This window comes from Kitasatospora sp. NPDC088742 (genome assembly GCF_055584905.1).
The window spans coordinates 42,269-56,872 of record NZ_JBVJLD010000006.1; the positions used below are offsets into that span (position 1 = coordinate 42,269).

The 14,604-nt window shown below is 71.9% G+C and carries 12 protein-coding genes; 4 read left to right on the forward strand and 8 right to left on the reverse strand.

Annotated elements, in window-relative coordinates; all coding sequences use genetic code 11:
* Positions 1-44: 44 nt before the first annotated feature.
* From ACZ6ZR_RS07940 to ACZ6ZR_RS07955, 4 genes are all read right to left on the reverse strand, one after another.
* Complete coding sequence (locus tag ACZ6ZR_RS07940) at positions 45-743, reverse strand: phosphoadenylyl-sulfate reductase (RefSeq protein ID WP_465640513.1); 699 nt, start codon at positions 741-743, stop codon at positions 45-47.
* On the reverse strand, positions 727-903 hold the full coding sequence (locus ACZ6ZR_RS07945; RefSeq protein WP_396294860.1) for a hypothetical protein: 177 nt from the start codon (positions 901-903) through the stop codon (positions 727-729). The genes ACZ6ZR_RS07940 and ACZ6ZR_RS07945 overlap by 17 nt, the downstream gene beginning before the upstream one ends.
* Positions 900-2,624 carry a nitrite/sulfite reductase gene (locus tag ACZ6ZR_RS07950; protein WP_465640515.1) on the reverse strand — a complete coding sequence of 575 codons (1,725 nt, stop codon included), beginning with the start codon at positions 2,622-2,624 and terminating at the stop codon, positions 900-902. Before ACZ6ZR_RS07950 ends, ACZ6ZR_RS07945 begins: the two co-directional genes overlap by 4 nt.
* 186 nt (positions 2,625-2,810) lie before the next feature.
* The gene (locus tag ACZ6ZR_RS07955) at positions 2,811-2,894 is read right to left on the reverse strand and encodes a putative leader peptide (protein WP_310593185.1); all 84 of its coding nucleotides are present in this window, start codon (positions 2,892-2,894) and stop codon (positions 2,811-2,813) included.
* Between the two features lie 168 nt (positions 2,895-3,062).
* Here ACZ6ZR_RS07955 and ACZ6ZR_RS07960 point away from each other — a divergent pair, with 168 nt between their 5' ends.
* Both ACZ6ZR_RS07960 and rsgA read left to right on the forward strand, forming a co-directional pair.
* A complete protein-coding gene (locus tag ACZ6ZR_RS07960) occupies positions 3,063-4,301 on the forward strand; it encodes a YihY/virulence factor BrkB family protein (protein WP_465640517.1) in 1,239 nt (412 codons plus the stop codon).
* Positions 4,302-4,553: 252 nt separating this feature from the next.
* Positions 4,554-5,645 (forward strand): ribosome small subunit-dependent GTPase A, encoded by a 1,092-nt coding sequence (rsgA, locus tag ACZ6ZR_RS07965; RefSeq protein ID WP_465640519.1) that lies wholly within the window; start codon positions 4,554-4,556, stop codon positions 5,643-5,645.
* A gap of 68 nt (positions 5,646-5,713) precedes the next feature.
* Here the strand turns inward: rsgA and ACZ6ZR_RS07970 are convergent, their stop codons facing one another.
* From ACZ6ZR_RS07970 to ACZ6ZR_RS07985, 4 genes are all read right to left on the reverse strand, one after another.
* Positions 5,714-7,177, reverse strand: a complete 1,464-nt coding sequence (locus tag ACZ6ZR_RS07970; protein ID WP_465640521.1) for a GH1 family beta-glucosidase — start codon at positions 7,175-7,177, stop codon at positions 5,714-5,716.
* Between the two features lie 32 nt (positions 7,178-7,209).
* Positions 7,210-8,085, reverse strand: coding sequence for a carbohydrate ABC transporter permease (locus tag ACZ6ZR_RS07975; RefSeq protein ID WP_465640523.1), 876 nt, complete (start codon positions 8,083-8,085; stop codon positions 7,210-7,212).
* Between the two features lie 6 nt (positions 8,086-8,091).
* A complete protein-coding gene (locus ACZ6ZR_RS07980; protein ID WP_465640525.1) occupies positions 8,092-9,024 on the reverse strand; it encodes a carbohydrate ABC transporter permease in 933 nt (310 codons plus the stop codon).
* 62 nt (positions 9,025-9,086) lie between these two features.
* Positions 9,087-10,379 (reverse strand): ABC transporter substrate-binding protein, encoded by a 1,293-nt coding sequence (locus ACZ6ZR_RS07985; protein ID WP_465640527.1) that lies wholly within the window; start codon positions 10,377-10,379, stop codon positions 9,087-9,089.
* A 257-nt stretch (positions 10,380-10,636) separates the two neighbouring features.
* Between ACZ6ZR_RS07985 and ACZ6ZR_RS07990 the strand changes: the two genes are divergently transcribed.
* Both ACZ6ZR_RS07990 and ACZ6ZR_RS07995 read left to right on the forward strand, forming a co-directional pair.
* Positions 10,637-13,543: a glycosyl hydrolase gene (locus ACZ6ZR_RS07990; protein WP_465640529.1), complete on the forward strand. Its 2,907-nt coding sequence runs from the start codon at positions 10,637-10,639 to the stop codon at positions 13,541-13,543.
* Positions 13,544-13,651: 108 nt separating this feature from the next.
* Positions 13,652-14,398, forward strand: a complete 747-nt coding sequence (locus tag ACZ6ZR_RS07995) for a hypothetical protein (protein ID WP_465640531.1) — start codon at positions 13,652-13,654, stop codon at positions 14,396-14,398.
* Positions 14,399-14,604 lie beyond the last annotated feature (206 nt).

Here is a 14,604-nt window from a genome sequence, read left to right on the forward strand (position 1 = left end):
TCACGGGTCGTTCTCCTAGGGGTGGTTGACGGTCGGTCAGCTGGTCAGAGGTGGATGCCGCACTCGGTCTTGCCCGAGCCGGCCCAGCGGCCGGAGCGGCCCTCCTCGCCCTCGCCCGGCTTGGCGGTGCAGGAGAGCGGCGAGCAGCCGATCGAGGTGTAGCCCTCCCACAGCAGCGGGTTGAGCAGCACCCCGTTGGCGGCGACGTAGGCGTCCACGTCGTCCTGGGTCCAGCGGGCGATCGGGGCGATCTTCACCTTGCGGCGCTTGGCGTCCCAGGCCACCACCGGGGTGTTGGCCCGCGACGGCGACTCGTCCCGGCGCAGGCCGGTGGCCCAGGCGTCGTAGGCGGCCAGGCCGCGGTTGAGCGGCTCGACCTTGCGCAGGGCGCAGCACAGGTCGTTGTCCCGGTCGTGCAGGTTCGGCCCGTACTGGGCGTCCTGCTCGGCCACGGTCTGCAGCGGCTTGAGGGTGATGACGTTGACCGGCATCACCGCGGCCACCGCGTCCCGGGTGCCCAGGGTCTCGGCGAAGTGGTAGCCGGTGTCCAGGAAGACCACGTCCACTCCGGGGAAGACCGAGGAGGCGAGGTGGGCCACCACGGCGTCCTCCATCGAGGAGGTGACGCAGAACCGCGAGCCGAAGGTCTCGGCGGCCCAGCGCAGCACCTCCTGCGCCGGAGCCTCCTCCAGCTCGACGGCCGCCTTGGCGGCTATCGCCTCGTAGTCAGTCACGCTGCTCATGTGCCGTTCCCCCGTGGGTGGTTGACAGCAGGCCCAGGTACTTCAGCTGGAACGCCCGGCGGCAGGAGTGGCACTCCCAGGCGCCGTGGCCGGCCTCCGAGGGCCGCAGGTCCTCGTCGCCGCAGTACGGGCAGTGGAAGGGGGCGGCTCGCTCGCTCACGACAGCTGCTCCTCACTGGCCCGGGCCGTCCACTGGGCGAAGCGCTCGCCCTCGGTGCGGTCCTCCTGGTAGCGCGTCAGGACCCGCTCCACGTAGTCCGGCAGACCGTCCTTGGTGACCTTGAGGCCGCGGACCTTGCGGCCGAAGCCGGCCTCCAGGCCGAGCGCGCCGCCCAGGTGCACCTGGTAGCCCTCGACCTGCTCGCCGTTCTCGTCGGTCACCAGCTGGCCCTTGAGGCCGATGTCGGCGACCTGGATCCGGGCGCAGGCGTTCGGGCAGCCGTTGATGTTGATGGTCAGCGGCTCGGCGAACTCCGGGAGGCGGGCCTCCAGTTCGTCGATCAGGGTGCGGCCGCGCTCCTTGGTCTCGACGATCGCCAGCTTGCAGTACTCGATGCCGGTGCAGGCCATCGTGCCGCGGCGGAACGGCGAGGGGGTGACCCGCAGGTCCAGCGCCTCCAGGCCGGCCACCAGCGACTCGACCCGGTCCTCGGGGACGTCGAGGACCAGCATCTTCTGCTCGGCGGTGGTGCGCAGCCGGTCGGAGCCGTGCTCGGCGGCCAGCTCGGCGATCTGGCCGAGCAGCTTGCCGTTGACCCGGCCGACCCGCGGGGCGAAGCCGACGTAGTAGTTGCCGTCCTTCTGCCGGTGCACGCCGACGTGGTCGCGCCAGGTGCCGCTGGGCTCCTTCGGCGCCGGGCCGTCCACCAGCTTGTACTTGAGGTACTCGTCCTCCAGCACCTGGCGGAACTTCTCCGGGCCCCAGTCGGCGACCAGGAACTTCAACCGGGCGCGGTTGCGCAGGCGGCGGTAGCCGTAGTCGCGGAAGATGCCGATCACGCCGCCGTAGACGTCGGCCACCTCGTCCAGCGGGACCCAGGCGTTGAGCCGGACGCCCAGCTTGGGGTTGGTGGAGAGGCCGCCGCCGACCCAGAGGTCGAAGCCCGGGCCGTGCTCGGGGTGCTCCACGCCGACGAAGGCGATGTCGTTGATCTCGTGCGCCACGTCCAGCAGCGGCGAGCCGGAGATCGCCGACTTGAACTTGCGCGGCAGGTTGGAGAAGTCCTTGTTGCCGATGAACCGCTGCATGATCTCGTCGATGGCGGGCGTGCCGTCGATGATCTCGTCCTCGGCGATCCCGGCGACCGGGGAGCCCAGGATGACGCGCGGGGTGTCGCCGCAGGCCTCGGTGGTGGAGAGGCCGACCGCCTCCAGGGTCTGCCAGATCGCCGGGACGTCCTCGATCCGGATCCAGTGGTACTGGACGTTCTGGCGGTCGGTCAGGTCGGCGGTGCCGCGGCCGTACTTCTCCGAGACCTCGGCGATCGCCTTCAGCTGGGCCACCGTCAGGCGGCCGCCGTCGATCCGGACCCGGAGCATGAAGAACTCGGCGTCCAGCTCGTGCGGCTCCAGGATCGCGGTCTTGCCGCCGTCGATCCCCTCCTTGCGCTGGGTGTACAGACCCCACCAGCGCATCCGGCCGCGCAGGTCGGCCGGGTCGATGGACTCGAAGCCGCGCTGGGCGTAGATCGTCTCAATGCGCGTCCGCACGTTGAGACCGTCGTCGTCCTTCTTGAACTGCTCGTTCGGGTTCAGCGGGGTCCGGTGTCCAAGGCCCCACTGACCCTCGCCACGGTGGCGGGTCACCTTGCGGGCGGCCGCGGGGCGGCGCGCGGGGGCGCCGTCGGCCGGGGGCTCGACCGTTTCGGGGGTGCTGGCCATGGTGAAGTCCTTAAGGCAGTGGCTCTGGTGGCGGCTGCGGGGCTTCCGGGCACGGACCTGCTGTGACCTGCGGGTTCTCCGCGAGATACGGGGGAGCAGTGACCTTGCCAGGGGCCTCGCGCATCCGCAGCGGCGGGGACGGCGAAGAGGTTCGCGCCGGGTGCGGTGGAAGGCGGCGGGGTGGGCTCAGGTCACCGGACAGATGGCGCTGGACACGCGAAGGAGATCGACGTGAAGTCGACCTACTAGGGTGGTTCCGGCGCTCGGCATGGCAAGAGATTCGCACGCCGCACGACCCCCGGTCCACCAACGTCCGGATGGTGGACTCCTGAGTGTCGACTGATGAGACGCCGCCCGCTCCGCCGCAGCCCGGACGGTCGGTGAGACCTCGTCAGGTTGCTCGTGGGTCCGCCGCCCAGGGACCGATAGGTTAGGGGCGTGCAAGCAGCAGGGGAAACCAGCAGGACGGGGGCCGAGCGCCCCTCCCGGCGGCGCCGTCGCGGACGGCGCGCGCGGCGTTCGACGTGGCGTCAGACCGCCTGGACGCTGGTGAAGGACACCACCAACACCTGCGTCGAGTACCGGGTCACCGGACTCGCGGCGGAGGCGGCTTTCTTCACGCTGCTCTCCATCCCCCCGCTGCTGCTCTGCCTGGCCGGCACCCTCGGGTACCTGGACGACATCCTCGGCGCCGGCACCATCGAGAAGCTGGAGCAGGACATCCTGCAGGCCAGCGCCACCGTGCTGGCCCCCAGCTCGATCCAGCAGATCGTCCAGCCGCTGCTGAACGGCGTCTTCGACGAGGGCGGCCGGCCCGACCTGATCTCGATCGGCTTCCTGCTCTCGCTCTGGTCCGGATCACGGGCGCTCTACATCTTCATCGACACCATCACCGTGATGTACGGCCTGGACGGCAAGCGCGGCATCGTGAAGACCCGGCTGATGTCGCTCGCCCTCTACCTGGGCGCCCTGGTGATCGGCTCCCTGGTGCTGCCGCTGCTGCTGGCCGGGCCCGGGCTGGTGCGCAACGCGCTGCCCGACTCGGCCGGGGTGATCGACGCGCTCTACTGGCCGGTGGCGATCCTGCTGTTGGTGGTCTTCCTCACCACCCTCTACCACGTGGCCGTGCCGGTCTCCACGCCCTGGCGGGAGGACATCCCCGGCGCCCTGGTGGCCCTGGTGGTGCTGGTGGTGTGCAGCGTGCTGCTCCGGCTCTACCTGGTCAGCTCGATCGAGGGCCGCTCGCTGTACGGGCAGCTGGCCGCGCCGGTCGCGGTGCTGCTCTGGATCGGCGTGGTGGCCCTCGCGGTGCTGATCGGCGCCGCGATGAACGCCGCGCTGGACCGCCGCTGGCCCACCATCGAGACCGCCGACGCCCGCGCCGAGAACGAGCGCGCCAGCGAGGAGGCGGCCGCCGCCGTGGTCCGCGAGGCCACCGCCCGCCGGGCCGTGGAGCGGGCCCGGCTGGCCCGCGAGCTGGGCCTGGGAGAGGGCCACGAGGACGACCTGGACGAGGACGACGAGGGCGACCCGCCCTCCGAGTACCCGGAGCGCTGGGCCGACTTCCTGCCCCCGGGCAACCTGCGCGGCCGCCTCGGCAACGGAGGCGCGCACCGCCGCCGCCGTCCGCCGCCCCCGCCGGACAGCGACCGGCCGGGCGGGTCCTGGCAGGTCTGACGGGGTGGAAAAAAGGAGGTGCGTGGCCGGCCGGTGGTTCGCTAAGGTCGCCCGCGTCGGGAGCGAGCCGCTCCCGGGGAACAGCCGCTGAGCAAGAAGGAGGTGACGGCCGTGATGACTGTCGTCATGACGGACGCCGTCCGCGTCCCGCAGGTCCTCGTTCGTACCTCCGTGGTCTCCGGCTGACACCCCCTCAAGCTCCGCGCCGTGCGCGGACCGCCGGGGCCACCCCTTTGAAGGGTCACCCCGAAGTTGAATCTCTCCACCACCTCTGACCTCTCGCTGTCCGGCTACGGCTGGAACGACGAGTGGGCCTCCGAGTTCGCCCTCCACGCCGACGCCGGCCTGCGGCCCGGTCGCGTCACCCGGGTCGACCGGGGGATGTGCGACGTCTTCCTCGACGACGACGGCTCCGGCGCGCCCGGAACCGTCCGGGCCGACCTGCGCCCGGTCCGCATCTCGGACCCGGCCGAGTGGGTCTGCACCGGCGACTGGGTCGGCGTCGACCTGACGACCGCTCCGCTGCCCAGCGTCGCGGCCGTGCTGCCCAGGACCACCGCGATCATCCGCTCCACCGCGGGCAAGCGGTCCGAGGGCCAGGTGCTCGCGGCCAACGTGGACACCGTGATGATCGCCGTCTCGCTGGCGGCCGACCCGGACCTGGGCCGGATCGAGCGCTTCGTCGCGCTCGCCTGGGAGTCCGGCGCCGAGCCGCTGGTCGTGCTGACCAAGAGCGACCTGGTCGGCGACGCCGACTTCGTCAAGGACGACGTCGAGGGCGTGGCCCCCGGCGTCACCGTGCTCGCGGTGAGCGCCGAGACCGGCGAGGGCATCGACGTGCTGCGGGCCTGCCTGGGCACCACCAGCGCGCTGATCGGCCAGTCCGGCGCGGGCAAGTCCACCCTCACCAACGCGCTCAGCTCCTCCGAGGCGATGGTCGTCCAGTCCACCCGCTCGGTGGACGAGAAGGGCCGGCACACCACCACCACCCGCGAGATGATCCCGCTGCCCGGCGGCGGCGTGGTCATCGACACCCCGGGCCTGCGCGGCGCCGGCCTCTTCGGCGGCGAGGGCCTCGCGGTGGCCTTCGCCGAGATCGAGGAGCTGTCCGCCGACTGCCGCTTCCACGACTGCGGGCACGCCGGCGAGCCGGGCTGCGCGGTGCAGGCCGCGATGGAGGAGGGCACCCTCCCGGTGCGCCGCTGGGAGAGCTACCAGAAGCTCCAGCGGGAGAACGCCTGGATCGCCTCCCGGACCGACGCCCGGCTGGCGGCCGAGCGTCTCAAGAAGTGGAAGACCATCACCAAGTCGGTTCGTGCCAACGGCGGCTCGCCGAAGAAGTGACGCCGCCTCACACCTGAGGGCCGCACCCCGGACCGGGGCGCGGCCCTCGGCCGTCTCACGGGCGCGTCTCACGCCTCGGGCAGCCGCCCGGTGCGGATCACCTCGGCGTACCAGCGCGCGCTGTCCTTGGGCGTGCGGCGCTGGCTGGCGAAGTCCACGTGCACCATGCCGAAGCGCTTGCCGTAGCCGAAGGACCACTCGAAGTTGTCCAGCAGCGACCAGAGGAAGTACCCGCCCACCGGCACCCCGTCCGCCGCCGCCCGCCGCACCGCGTCCAGGTGCCCGTGCAGGTACGCCACCCGCTCCGGGTCGTGCACCGCGCCGCTCGGGTCGCTGTAGTCGTCGTAGGCGGCGCCGTTCTCGGTGACCAGCAGCGGCAGGCCGGGCAGCTCGTCCCGCAGGCGGGTGAGCAGCTCGTACAGGCCGTCGGCGTCCACCGGCCACCCCATCGCGGTCCGGCTGCCCTCGGCGGGCAGGAAGCGCACGCCCTCGTCGGCCGGCCAGGGGGAGACCTCCCCGGCGTGGCCGTCCTGGCGCGGTGCGGGGGCTGACGGGTCGTCGGCGCCGACCACGGTCGGGGTGTAGTAGTTGATGCCCAGCGAGTCGAGCGGGCGGGAGATCTCCGCCAGGTCGCCGTCGTGGACGAAACCCCAGTCGGTGACGTGCGCGGTGTCGGCCAGCACGTCGGCGGGGTAGCTGCCCTTGAACACCGGGTCGAGGAAGATCCGGTTGGCCAGGCCGTCGATCCGCCGCGCCGCGTCCAGGTCGGCGGGGGACTGGCTGACGGCGCGGACGGCGGCCAGGTTGAGGGTGAGCGAGACCTGGGCGGTGGCCGGCAGCTCGGCGCGGAGCGCCGCCGTGCCCAGACCGTGCGCCAGCAGCAGGTGGTGATGGGCCGTCAGCGCCTCCACCGGGCTGGTCCGGCCCGGGGCGTGCACGCCGGAGCCGTAGCCGAGGAAGGCCGAGCACCAGGGCTCGTTGAGCGTGGTCCAGGTCGGGATCCGGTCGCCGAGGCGGCGGGCCGCGACGGTGGCGTACTCGGCGAAGCGGTACGCGGTGTCGCGGTTGAGCCAGCCGCCGCCCGCGGCGGAGCCGCCCTTCGACGGAGTCTCGAGCTCCTGCGGGAGGTCCCAGTGGTAGAGCGTGACCACGGGCGTGATGCCCTTGTCCAGCAGCTCGTCCACCAGCCGGTCGTAGAAGTCCAGCCCGGCCTCGTTGGCCGGGCCGGTGCCGCCCGGCCGCACCCGCGGCCAGGAGAGCGAGAACCGGTAGGCGCCCAGGCCGAGTTCGGCCATCAGCGCGACGTCCTCGCGGTAGCGGTGGTAGTGGTCGCAGGCGATGTCGCCGGTGTCGCCGTTGCGGACCTTGCCGGGGGTACGGCTGAAGGTGTCCCAGATGGACGGGGAGCGCCCGCCCTCGGCGGCTGCGCCCTCGATCTGGTACGCGGCGGTGGCCGCGCCCCAGACGAAGCCGGTGGGGAAGTCGGTGGGACGGTCGGAGCGGACGGGGGCCGGTAGGGCTGCTACGGACATGTCGCCTTCCATGGGTGACTACGGTAGAGGGCTCAGCCCTTGACGGCGCCCTGCATGATGCCGCCGACTATCTGACGGCCCAGCAGGGCGAAGACCAGGAGCACGGGGAGGGTGCCGATCAGGGTGCCCGCCATCACGATCGACTGGTCCGGGACGTAGCCCTGGCCGAGCGATTTGAGGGCCACCTGCACGGTCGGGTTCTGCGAACTCAGCGCCACCACCGGCCAGAAGAAGTCGTTCCAGGTGGCCATGAAGGTGAGCATGGCGAGCACGGCCATGCCAGGGCGGGCCACCGGCAGCACGATCGAGCGGAAGATCCGCAGGGTGGAGGCGCCGTCCATCCGGCCGGCCTCGATCAGCTCGTCCGGCAGTGCCTGGAGCAGGAACTGGCGCATGAAGAAGACGCCGAAGGCGGAGACCAGCGAGGGCAGGATCACCGAGGGCAGCTTGTTCTGCAGGTCCAGCTTCACGATCACCATGAAGAGCGGGATCACCCCGAGCTGTGGCGGGATCATCATGGTGCCCACCGTGATCGCCAGCAGCAACCCCCGTCCCCGGAACCGGAGTTTGGCGAAGGCGAAGCCGGCCAGGGTGGAGGAGAGCACCACCCCGACGGTGACCGCCACCGAGACGATCAGCGAGTTGAGCAGCGCGGTGCCGATCGCGGCCTGCTCCAGCGCCTGGCCGATGTTGTGGAACAGGTTGGGGCCGGGGGTGAGCGCCGGAGTCGCCGAACTGAGCTCGGAGTTGGAGCGGCTGGCGGCCACCAGGGTCCAGTAGAAGGGGAAGACGAAGAGCAGGGTGGCCGCGATCAGCACCGCGTAGGCGAGCGGCCCGCCCTGGAGCGGGGAGCGCCGGCGGGTGGTCCGGCTGCCGGTGCGCTTGAGAGCAAGGGTCGTGGAGGCCAAGGGGGTTCACCGGTCCGTACGGTTGCGCCGGGCGGCGATCGCCGCGTTGGTCAGGGCCAGCAGCACGATCAGCAGGAACATCACCCAGGCCACGGCGGCGGCCCGGCCGAGGTGGAAGAAGGTCCAGCCCTGCTCGTAGAGGTAGAGCCCGAGGGTCTGGTACTGGTGCGAGATGCCGCCGCCGGAGTTCCCCTCGTAGAGCAGCGGCTCGCCGAACAGCTGGGTGGCGCCGATGGTGGAGACCACCACGGTGAAGACGATGGTCGGCCGCAGACCGGGCACGGTGATGTGCCGGAACTGCTGCCAGCGGGAGGCGCCGTCCACCGCCGCGGACTCGTAGAGCTCGTTCGGGATGGACTGCATGCCGGCCAGGTAGATCAGCGCGTTGTAGCCCGTCCAGCGCCAGGTGACGATCGCCGAGACGCCGAACTGCGAGGCCCAGGTGGAGGCCTGCCAGTCCACCGGGCTCAACCCCACCGACTGGAGCGCCCAGTTGATCAGCCCGTAGTCCCGTCCGAAGAGCTGGGCGAAGACCAGGGTGGCGGCGGCCACCGAGGTGGCGTAGGGCATCAGCATCGCGACCCGGAAGAAGGTGCGGCCGCGCAGCCGGTAGTTGAGCAGGTGCGCCAGCCCGAGCGCCATCAGCAGCTGCGGGACGGTGGAGAGCACGCCGATGGTGAAAGTGTTGCCGAGCGCGTTCCAGAAGAACGGGTCCTCGAACAGCCGGGTGTAGTTCTGGAATCCCAGCCAGTCCATCCGGTCCGAGGTCTGCAGCTCGACCCGGTGCAGCGAGACGTACGCGGTGTACAGCAGCGGGAAGAGGCCGAAGGCCGCGAACAGGACGAAGAACGGGGCGAGGAAGCCGTACGGGGCCAGCCGCCCGGCGAGCCGGCCCGGGGCGGGCCGAGCGGTGGGGCGGGAGGCGGTGAGCGTGGCCATGGGGGTCCTTTCCCCGGCCGGGGCCGCCGTGCGCGGCTGCCCCGGCCCGGGATGGTGGGTCGTCAGTTGCCGGAGGCCTTCTTGACGTTGTCGAGGGCGTGCTGCCAGGCGGTGGCCGGGGCGGTGCCGGTGCGCTCCACCTCGCCGAGCGCGTCGGTGAAGGCCTTGGTGACCACGCCGTCCTGGGCGCCGAGCACCTGGGCGGGCATGTTGGCGGCCGACTCGCTGAAGATCTCGCCGATCGGGGCGTCGTTGAAGTACGGGTCCTTGACCGACTTGATCGTCGCCTGGGCGGCGGTGGAGGACGGGAAGGAGCCCTGCTTGGCGAAGAGCGTGGCCTGCTGCTCCGGGGCGTTGAGCCACTTGACCAGCTCGGCCGCCTCCTTGGGGTGCTTGGCGGTCTTCGGGATCGCCAGGTAGGCGCCGCCCCAGTTGCCGGTCTTGCCCGGGCCGGGGGCGATGTCCCACTTGCCGGAGAAGGAGGTGCCGGCCTGCCCCTTGATGTAGCCGATCATCCAGGCCGGGCAGCTGAGGGTGGCGAACTTGCCGGTGGAGAAGGCCTTGTTCCACTCCGGGGTCCACTGCGGGAGCTTGGCCGAGAGGCCGTCCGCGACCAGCTTGGAGGCGTCCGCCCAGGCGGTCCGCACAGCCGGGTTGGTGTCGTGCACCGGCTTGCCGGACTCGTCGGCGTAGCGCACCTTCTGCTGGCCGACCTCGGCGGTGAACATCCCCGCGGCGCTGTCGGTCCAGGCGTTGCCGGGCTTGGCCTTGGCCACGTACTCCTTGCCGAGCTCCAGGTAGCCGGCCCAGGTCGACCACTTGGCGGCCAGCTCGGTGCGGTCGGTCGGCAGGCCGGCCTCCTTGAACAGGTCGGTGCGGAAGCAGACCGCCTCCGGGCCGATGTCGGTGCCCGCGGCCAGCACCTTGCCGTCGGCGGTCTTCACCGCGGCGCCCTTCCACGGGACCAGGCCGTCGTTGACCTCGGCCGCGCCCAGCGAGCGCAGGTCCTGGAACTTGTCGGCCTGCTTCTGCATCACGCTGGCGATCCGGCCGACCTCCAGGCCCTGCACGTCGGCCAGGCCGCCGCCCCCGGCCAGCTTGGTCTGCAGCGCCTGCCAGTACTGGGCCTCGTCCTGGGTGTCGCTCTGCTTCACGGTGATGTTCGGGTGCAGCTTCATGTACTCGTCGTAGAGCCCGGCCTCCTTGAACCCGAAGGTGCCGAACAGGTCGACGGTCAGCGTGACCTTGCCGTCGCCGCCGTCGGCCGAGCCGGTGGAGCCGGAGCCGCAGGCGGTCAGCAGCAGGGCGGCGGCGAGGGCGGCGCTGCCGAGGGTGGCGGCTCTGAACGGGCGCATGGGGGGTGCCTCCTGGTCGAGTTCTGAGAGCGCTCTCAAGTGCTGGGAGGAGCGTGCCGGGCGGTGTCCCGGGCCGTCAAGGGGTCGAAACCTGAACGTGATCTGGGGTGTTGGGCGAGTTGTGGTTTTACGCCTCGAAGTCAGGAAGGTTTCGCGCGAGCCGTTGACACCCCTCCGGAGCCGCCCCTACCGTCCGGGATCGAGAGCTTTCTGAGAGCGCTCTCACCTTCCCCCACTCCCACCCGAGGTGACTCATCGTGAAGCCGCCCCGTCCTTCAAGCCTTGGTGCCACCGGCCGCAGGAGGGCCGGGCGCCGCCCCGCCGCCGTCCTGACCGCCCTGGCCCTGGCCGCCGCCGCGCTCACCGCGACCGTCGGCGCGCCCACCGCCTCCGCCGCCACCGTCAAGGTCGGCCTCGGCGGGTACACCGACACCCGCCCGGCCGGCACCGTCGGCCCGAGCAACTCCGCCGGGGCACCGGTGACGCCCAAGGTCACCGCCCGGATGGCCGGCAAGGCCGTGCCCACCAACGACTGGTGGTCCTCGCTGGTCTTCCAGCGCTACGCGGGCACCCCGTACTCCGAGAACATGTACGCCCACCCGTTCACCTTCAAGGCCGTCAACTCCGGCCTGGAGGTGGGCTACCCGACCTCGCCCACCGTCACCTCCGACGGCCGCCAGTACGACTTCACCCACACCCGGGACCTCACCCTCGGCGTGGCCGGGCTCAACTCGCCGGACACCAAGGTGGACGGCTGGTCCGACTGGACCGTCACCCCCGCCTGGTCCGACGCCGGGCACAGCTTCGCCGCCACCATCGGCCACGGCCTGCCCTACGTCTACGCCCGGGCCACCGGCGGCGCCGCCCAGATCAGCGCAGCCGGCACCCCGACGGTCTTCGCCAACCAGGGCAACGTCCTCGGCATCACCGTGGCCGGCCACCACTACGGCCTGTTCGCCCCCACCGGCACCAGCTGGAACGTCAACGGCCCCACCCTGACGGCCGCGCTCGGCGCCAAGGACTACTACTCGGTGGCCGTCCTGCCCTCGCCCGGCGACCTGGCGCTCTACCGCACCTACGCGTACAGCTTCGTCACCGACACCAAGGTCTCCTGGGCCTACAACGGCGGTGCGCTGACCACGAGTTACACCGCCACCACGACCCCCGTCGAGGGCAGCCAGACCGGCACCCTGCTGGCCCTCTACCGCCACCAGTGGCTGGCCACCTCCGACCAACTCGCCGCGCTGGGCTACACCTCCCCGCGCGGCCAGATGAAGGTCCGTCAGGGCAGCGGCTTCACCACCGTGATGAAGGCCGACGCCATCCTGCCCTCGCTGCCCGACGTCGGCGGCGCCGACCGTGCCTCGCTCGGCGCGCTGGTCCGCGAGGCGGCCGACGCGGCGGACCCGTTCAGTGGTGCCACGGACACCTACTGGACCGGCAAGGCCCTTGGCCGCCTGGCCCAACTGGTGCCGATCGCCGACCAGTTGGGTGACGCCGCGAGCAGGGACAAGCTGCTCGGGCTGATGAAGGGCCGGCTCCAGCAGTGGTTCGCCGGGACCGGCTCCACCGTCTTCGCCTACGACGACGTCTGGAAGACCCTGATCGGCTACCCCGCCTCCTACGGCACCGACGGCGAGCTCAACGACCACCACTTCCACTACGGCTACTACATCCAGGCGGCCGCCACCGTGGCCCGCTACGACGCGGCCTGGGCCGCGGACTCCGCCTGGGGCGGCATGGTCAAGCTGCTCGCCAAGGACGCCGCCAACGCGGACCGGGCCGACGCCCGCTTCCCCTGGCTGCGCAGCTTCGACCCGTACGCGGGCATGGGCTGGGCCTCCGGCCACGCCGGGTTCGCGGCGGGCAACAACGAGGAGTCCTCCTCGGAGTCGCTCAACTTCAGCGCCGGGCTGATCCTCTACGGCTCCGCCACCGGTGACACCGCGCTGCGCGACCTCGGCATCTACCTCTACACCACCGAGTCGCGGGCCGTGGAGCAGTACTGGTTCAACGCCGACCAGGCCGTCTTCCCGTCCTCCTTCGGCCACCAGACGGTGGGCATGGTGTGGGGCAGCGGCGCCGCGTACTCCACCTGGTGGACCGCCAGCCCCGGCATGATCCACGGCATCAACTACCTGCCCATCACCGGTGGTTCGCTCTACCTGGCGCGCCGGCAGGACGACGTCCTGGCCAACCTGGCCGAGCACCGGGCCAACAACGGTGGTGTGCTGACCGACTGGCGGGACCTGGCCTGGGAGTTCCAGGCGCTCGCCGACCCGGCCGGGGCGAAGGCCAACTGGCAGGCGGGCAAGGACGCGTACACCCCCGAGGAGGGCGAGTCCAAGGCCCACGTCCAGCACTGGATCGGCAACCTCGCGGTGCTCGGCACCCTCGACCCGGCGGTCACCGCCGACCTGCCGACGGCGGCGGTCTTCGTCAACGGCTCCACCCGGACGCACGTCGCGCACAACTTCTCGACGGCGGCGCGGACGGTCCGCTTCTCGGACGGGGCGGTGCTGACCGTTCCGGCGCGGTCGACCGCGAGCGAGCGGGGCAGCTTCCAGGACGGCGGCTCGGGCGGGGTCACGCCCTCGCCCTCGCCTTCGCCTTCGCCCTCGCCTTCTCCGACGCCTTCGCCCACCGCTTCGCCGTCGGTGCCGCCGGTCGGCGGGAACACCTTCTACCTCCAGCCCGGCGGCAAGCTGACCACCGCGTACGGCGCCGGGGCCTCCTCCGACACCGTCGCCTCGGCGGGCGGCGGCAACCACGACGGCACGCCGTACCAGCCCGCCGTCTACGAGGTGCGCAACGTCAACGCGACCCTGCGGGCGGGCGCCGCGACGGAGTTCGACCTCTACCTGGACGCCGGCTCCGCCGTCGGCCTCGGCCAGCAGCTGCGGATCTCCTACGACCTGACGGGTGACGGCAGCTTCGACCGGACCGAGACCTACCGGTACTTCGCCACCGACCCGGTGACCGGCTGGGAGCGCTACTCGGCCACCGCCGGGCTGGCGGCCTCCACCGGCGCGCTCGGCAACCTGAGCAACGGCACCGTCCGGATCGAGGTCTGGTCGGCGATCGGCAACGCCGCGACGGCCCTGCGGGTGGGGGCCACCCAGGCGCAGGGCAGCGCCTCGGTGCTCCGCCTGCCGTTCGGCTGACGGAACGGCAGGTCGTCAGCGGTGCGGGCTCCCGCGGTGGGTGATGACCACCGCGGGAGCCCGCGCGGCGCCCGGGGAAGGGCAATAAGACTGTCCTATCATCGGCCGGTGACTCTCGATGCGGCCTTGGCCGATTTCATCGCCCGGGGCGGCCCCGAGGAGCAGGTCCCCCAGGTGCTCGGTGCCGTCATCGACCAGGGGCTCTACGTCCCGGTCCGGGGTGACGGGGGCCCGTTGCTGGTCCAGCGGGCCGGGGACGGCGTGCCCGCGCTGCCCGGCTTCACCGCGGAGCCCGACTGCGCCACCCACCTCCCGCACGCGGCCGGCACCGTCTACTGCGACGCGCTCCGGCTGCTGGAGCTGATCCGCGAGTACGGCGCGGCGCGGCTGGTGCTCTTCGGCCCGGACGGCGCGACCGTGCTGCTGCCGGTGGAGTCGCTCTTCGAGGCGATGGCCGAACGCGGCGTCAGGGGAGCGGGGCAGCGGCTCGGGCTGACCCGCTCCACCCACCCGCTCGCCGTGGCGCTGCGGGAGGCGGCGGTCGCCAGGGTGCGCGACTTCCCGGAGATCCACCGGGTCTGGATCTCGCACGCGCGCTGGCTCGACACCGGCGCCGAACACCTGCTGGTGCACCTGGCGGTGGACGCCGACCCGCCCGGCGACGCGGGCCACCCGTTCATGCAGGCGCTGCTCACCGAGGAGCTGGTGATCGGCGACGGGGACCCGATGGTCTCCGCCCTGGCCCTCAACCGCACCACCCACGCGGACCAGATCGCCGAACTGGACCGGATGGGCCTGGACACCGTCCGGGTGGACCACGCCACCGGCCGGGTGGAGGTGACTCCCCGGGAGTAGGCTGCGCGGGTACGTCCGGTGGGAACCGAGCTGGTGTCAGGAGGCCGTCGTGCCACAGGAGTTCGCGGAACTGTCCGCCCCGCTGCTGTCCGCCCCGCGTCTGTCCACCCCGGAGCTGGCCGACGCGGCGGTGCGGCTCGGTCTGCCGGTACGGGTGGCGCCGCCCGGGATCGCGGCGGTCACCCCCGGGCAGCGGGTCGTCGGCA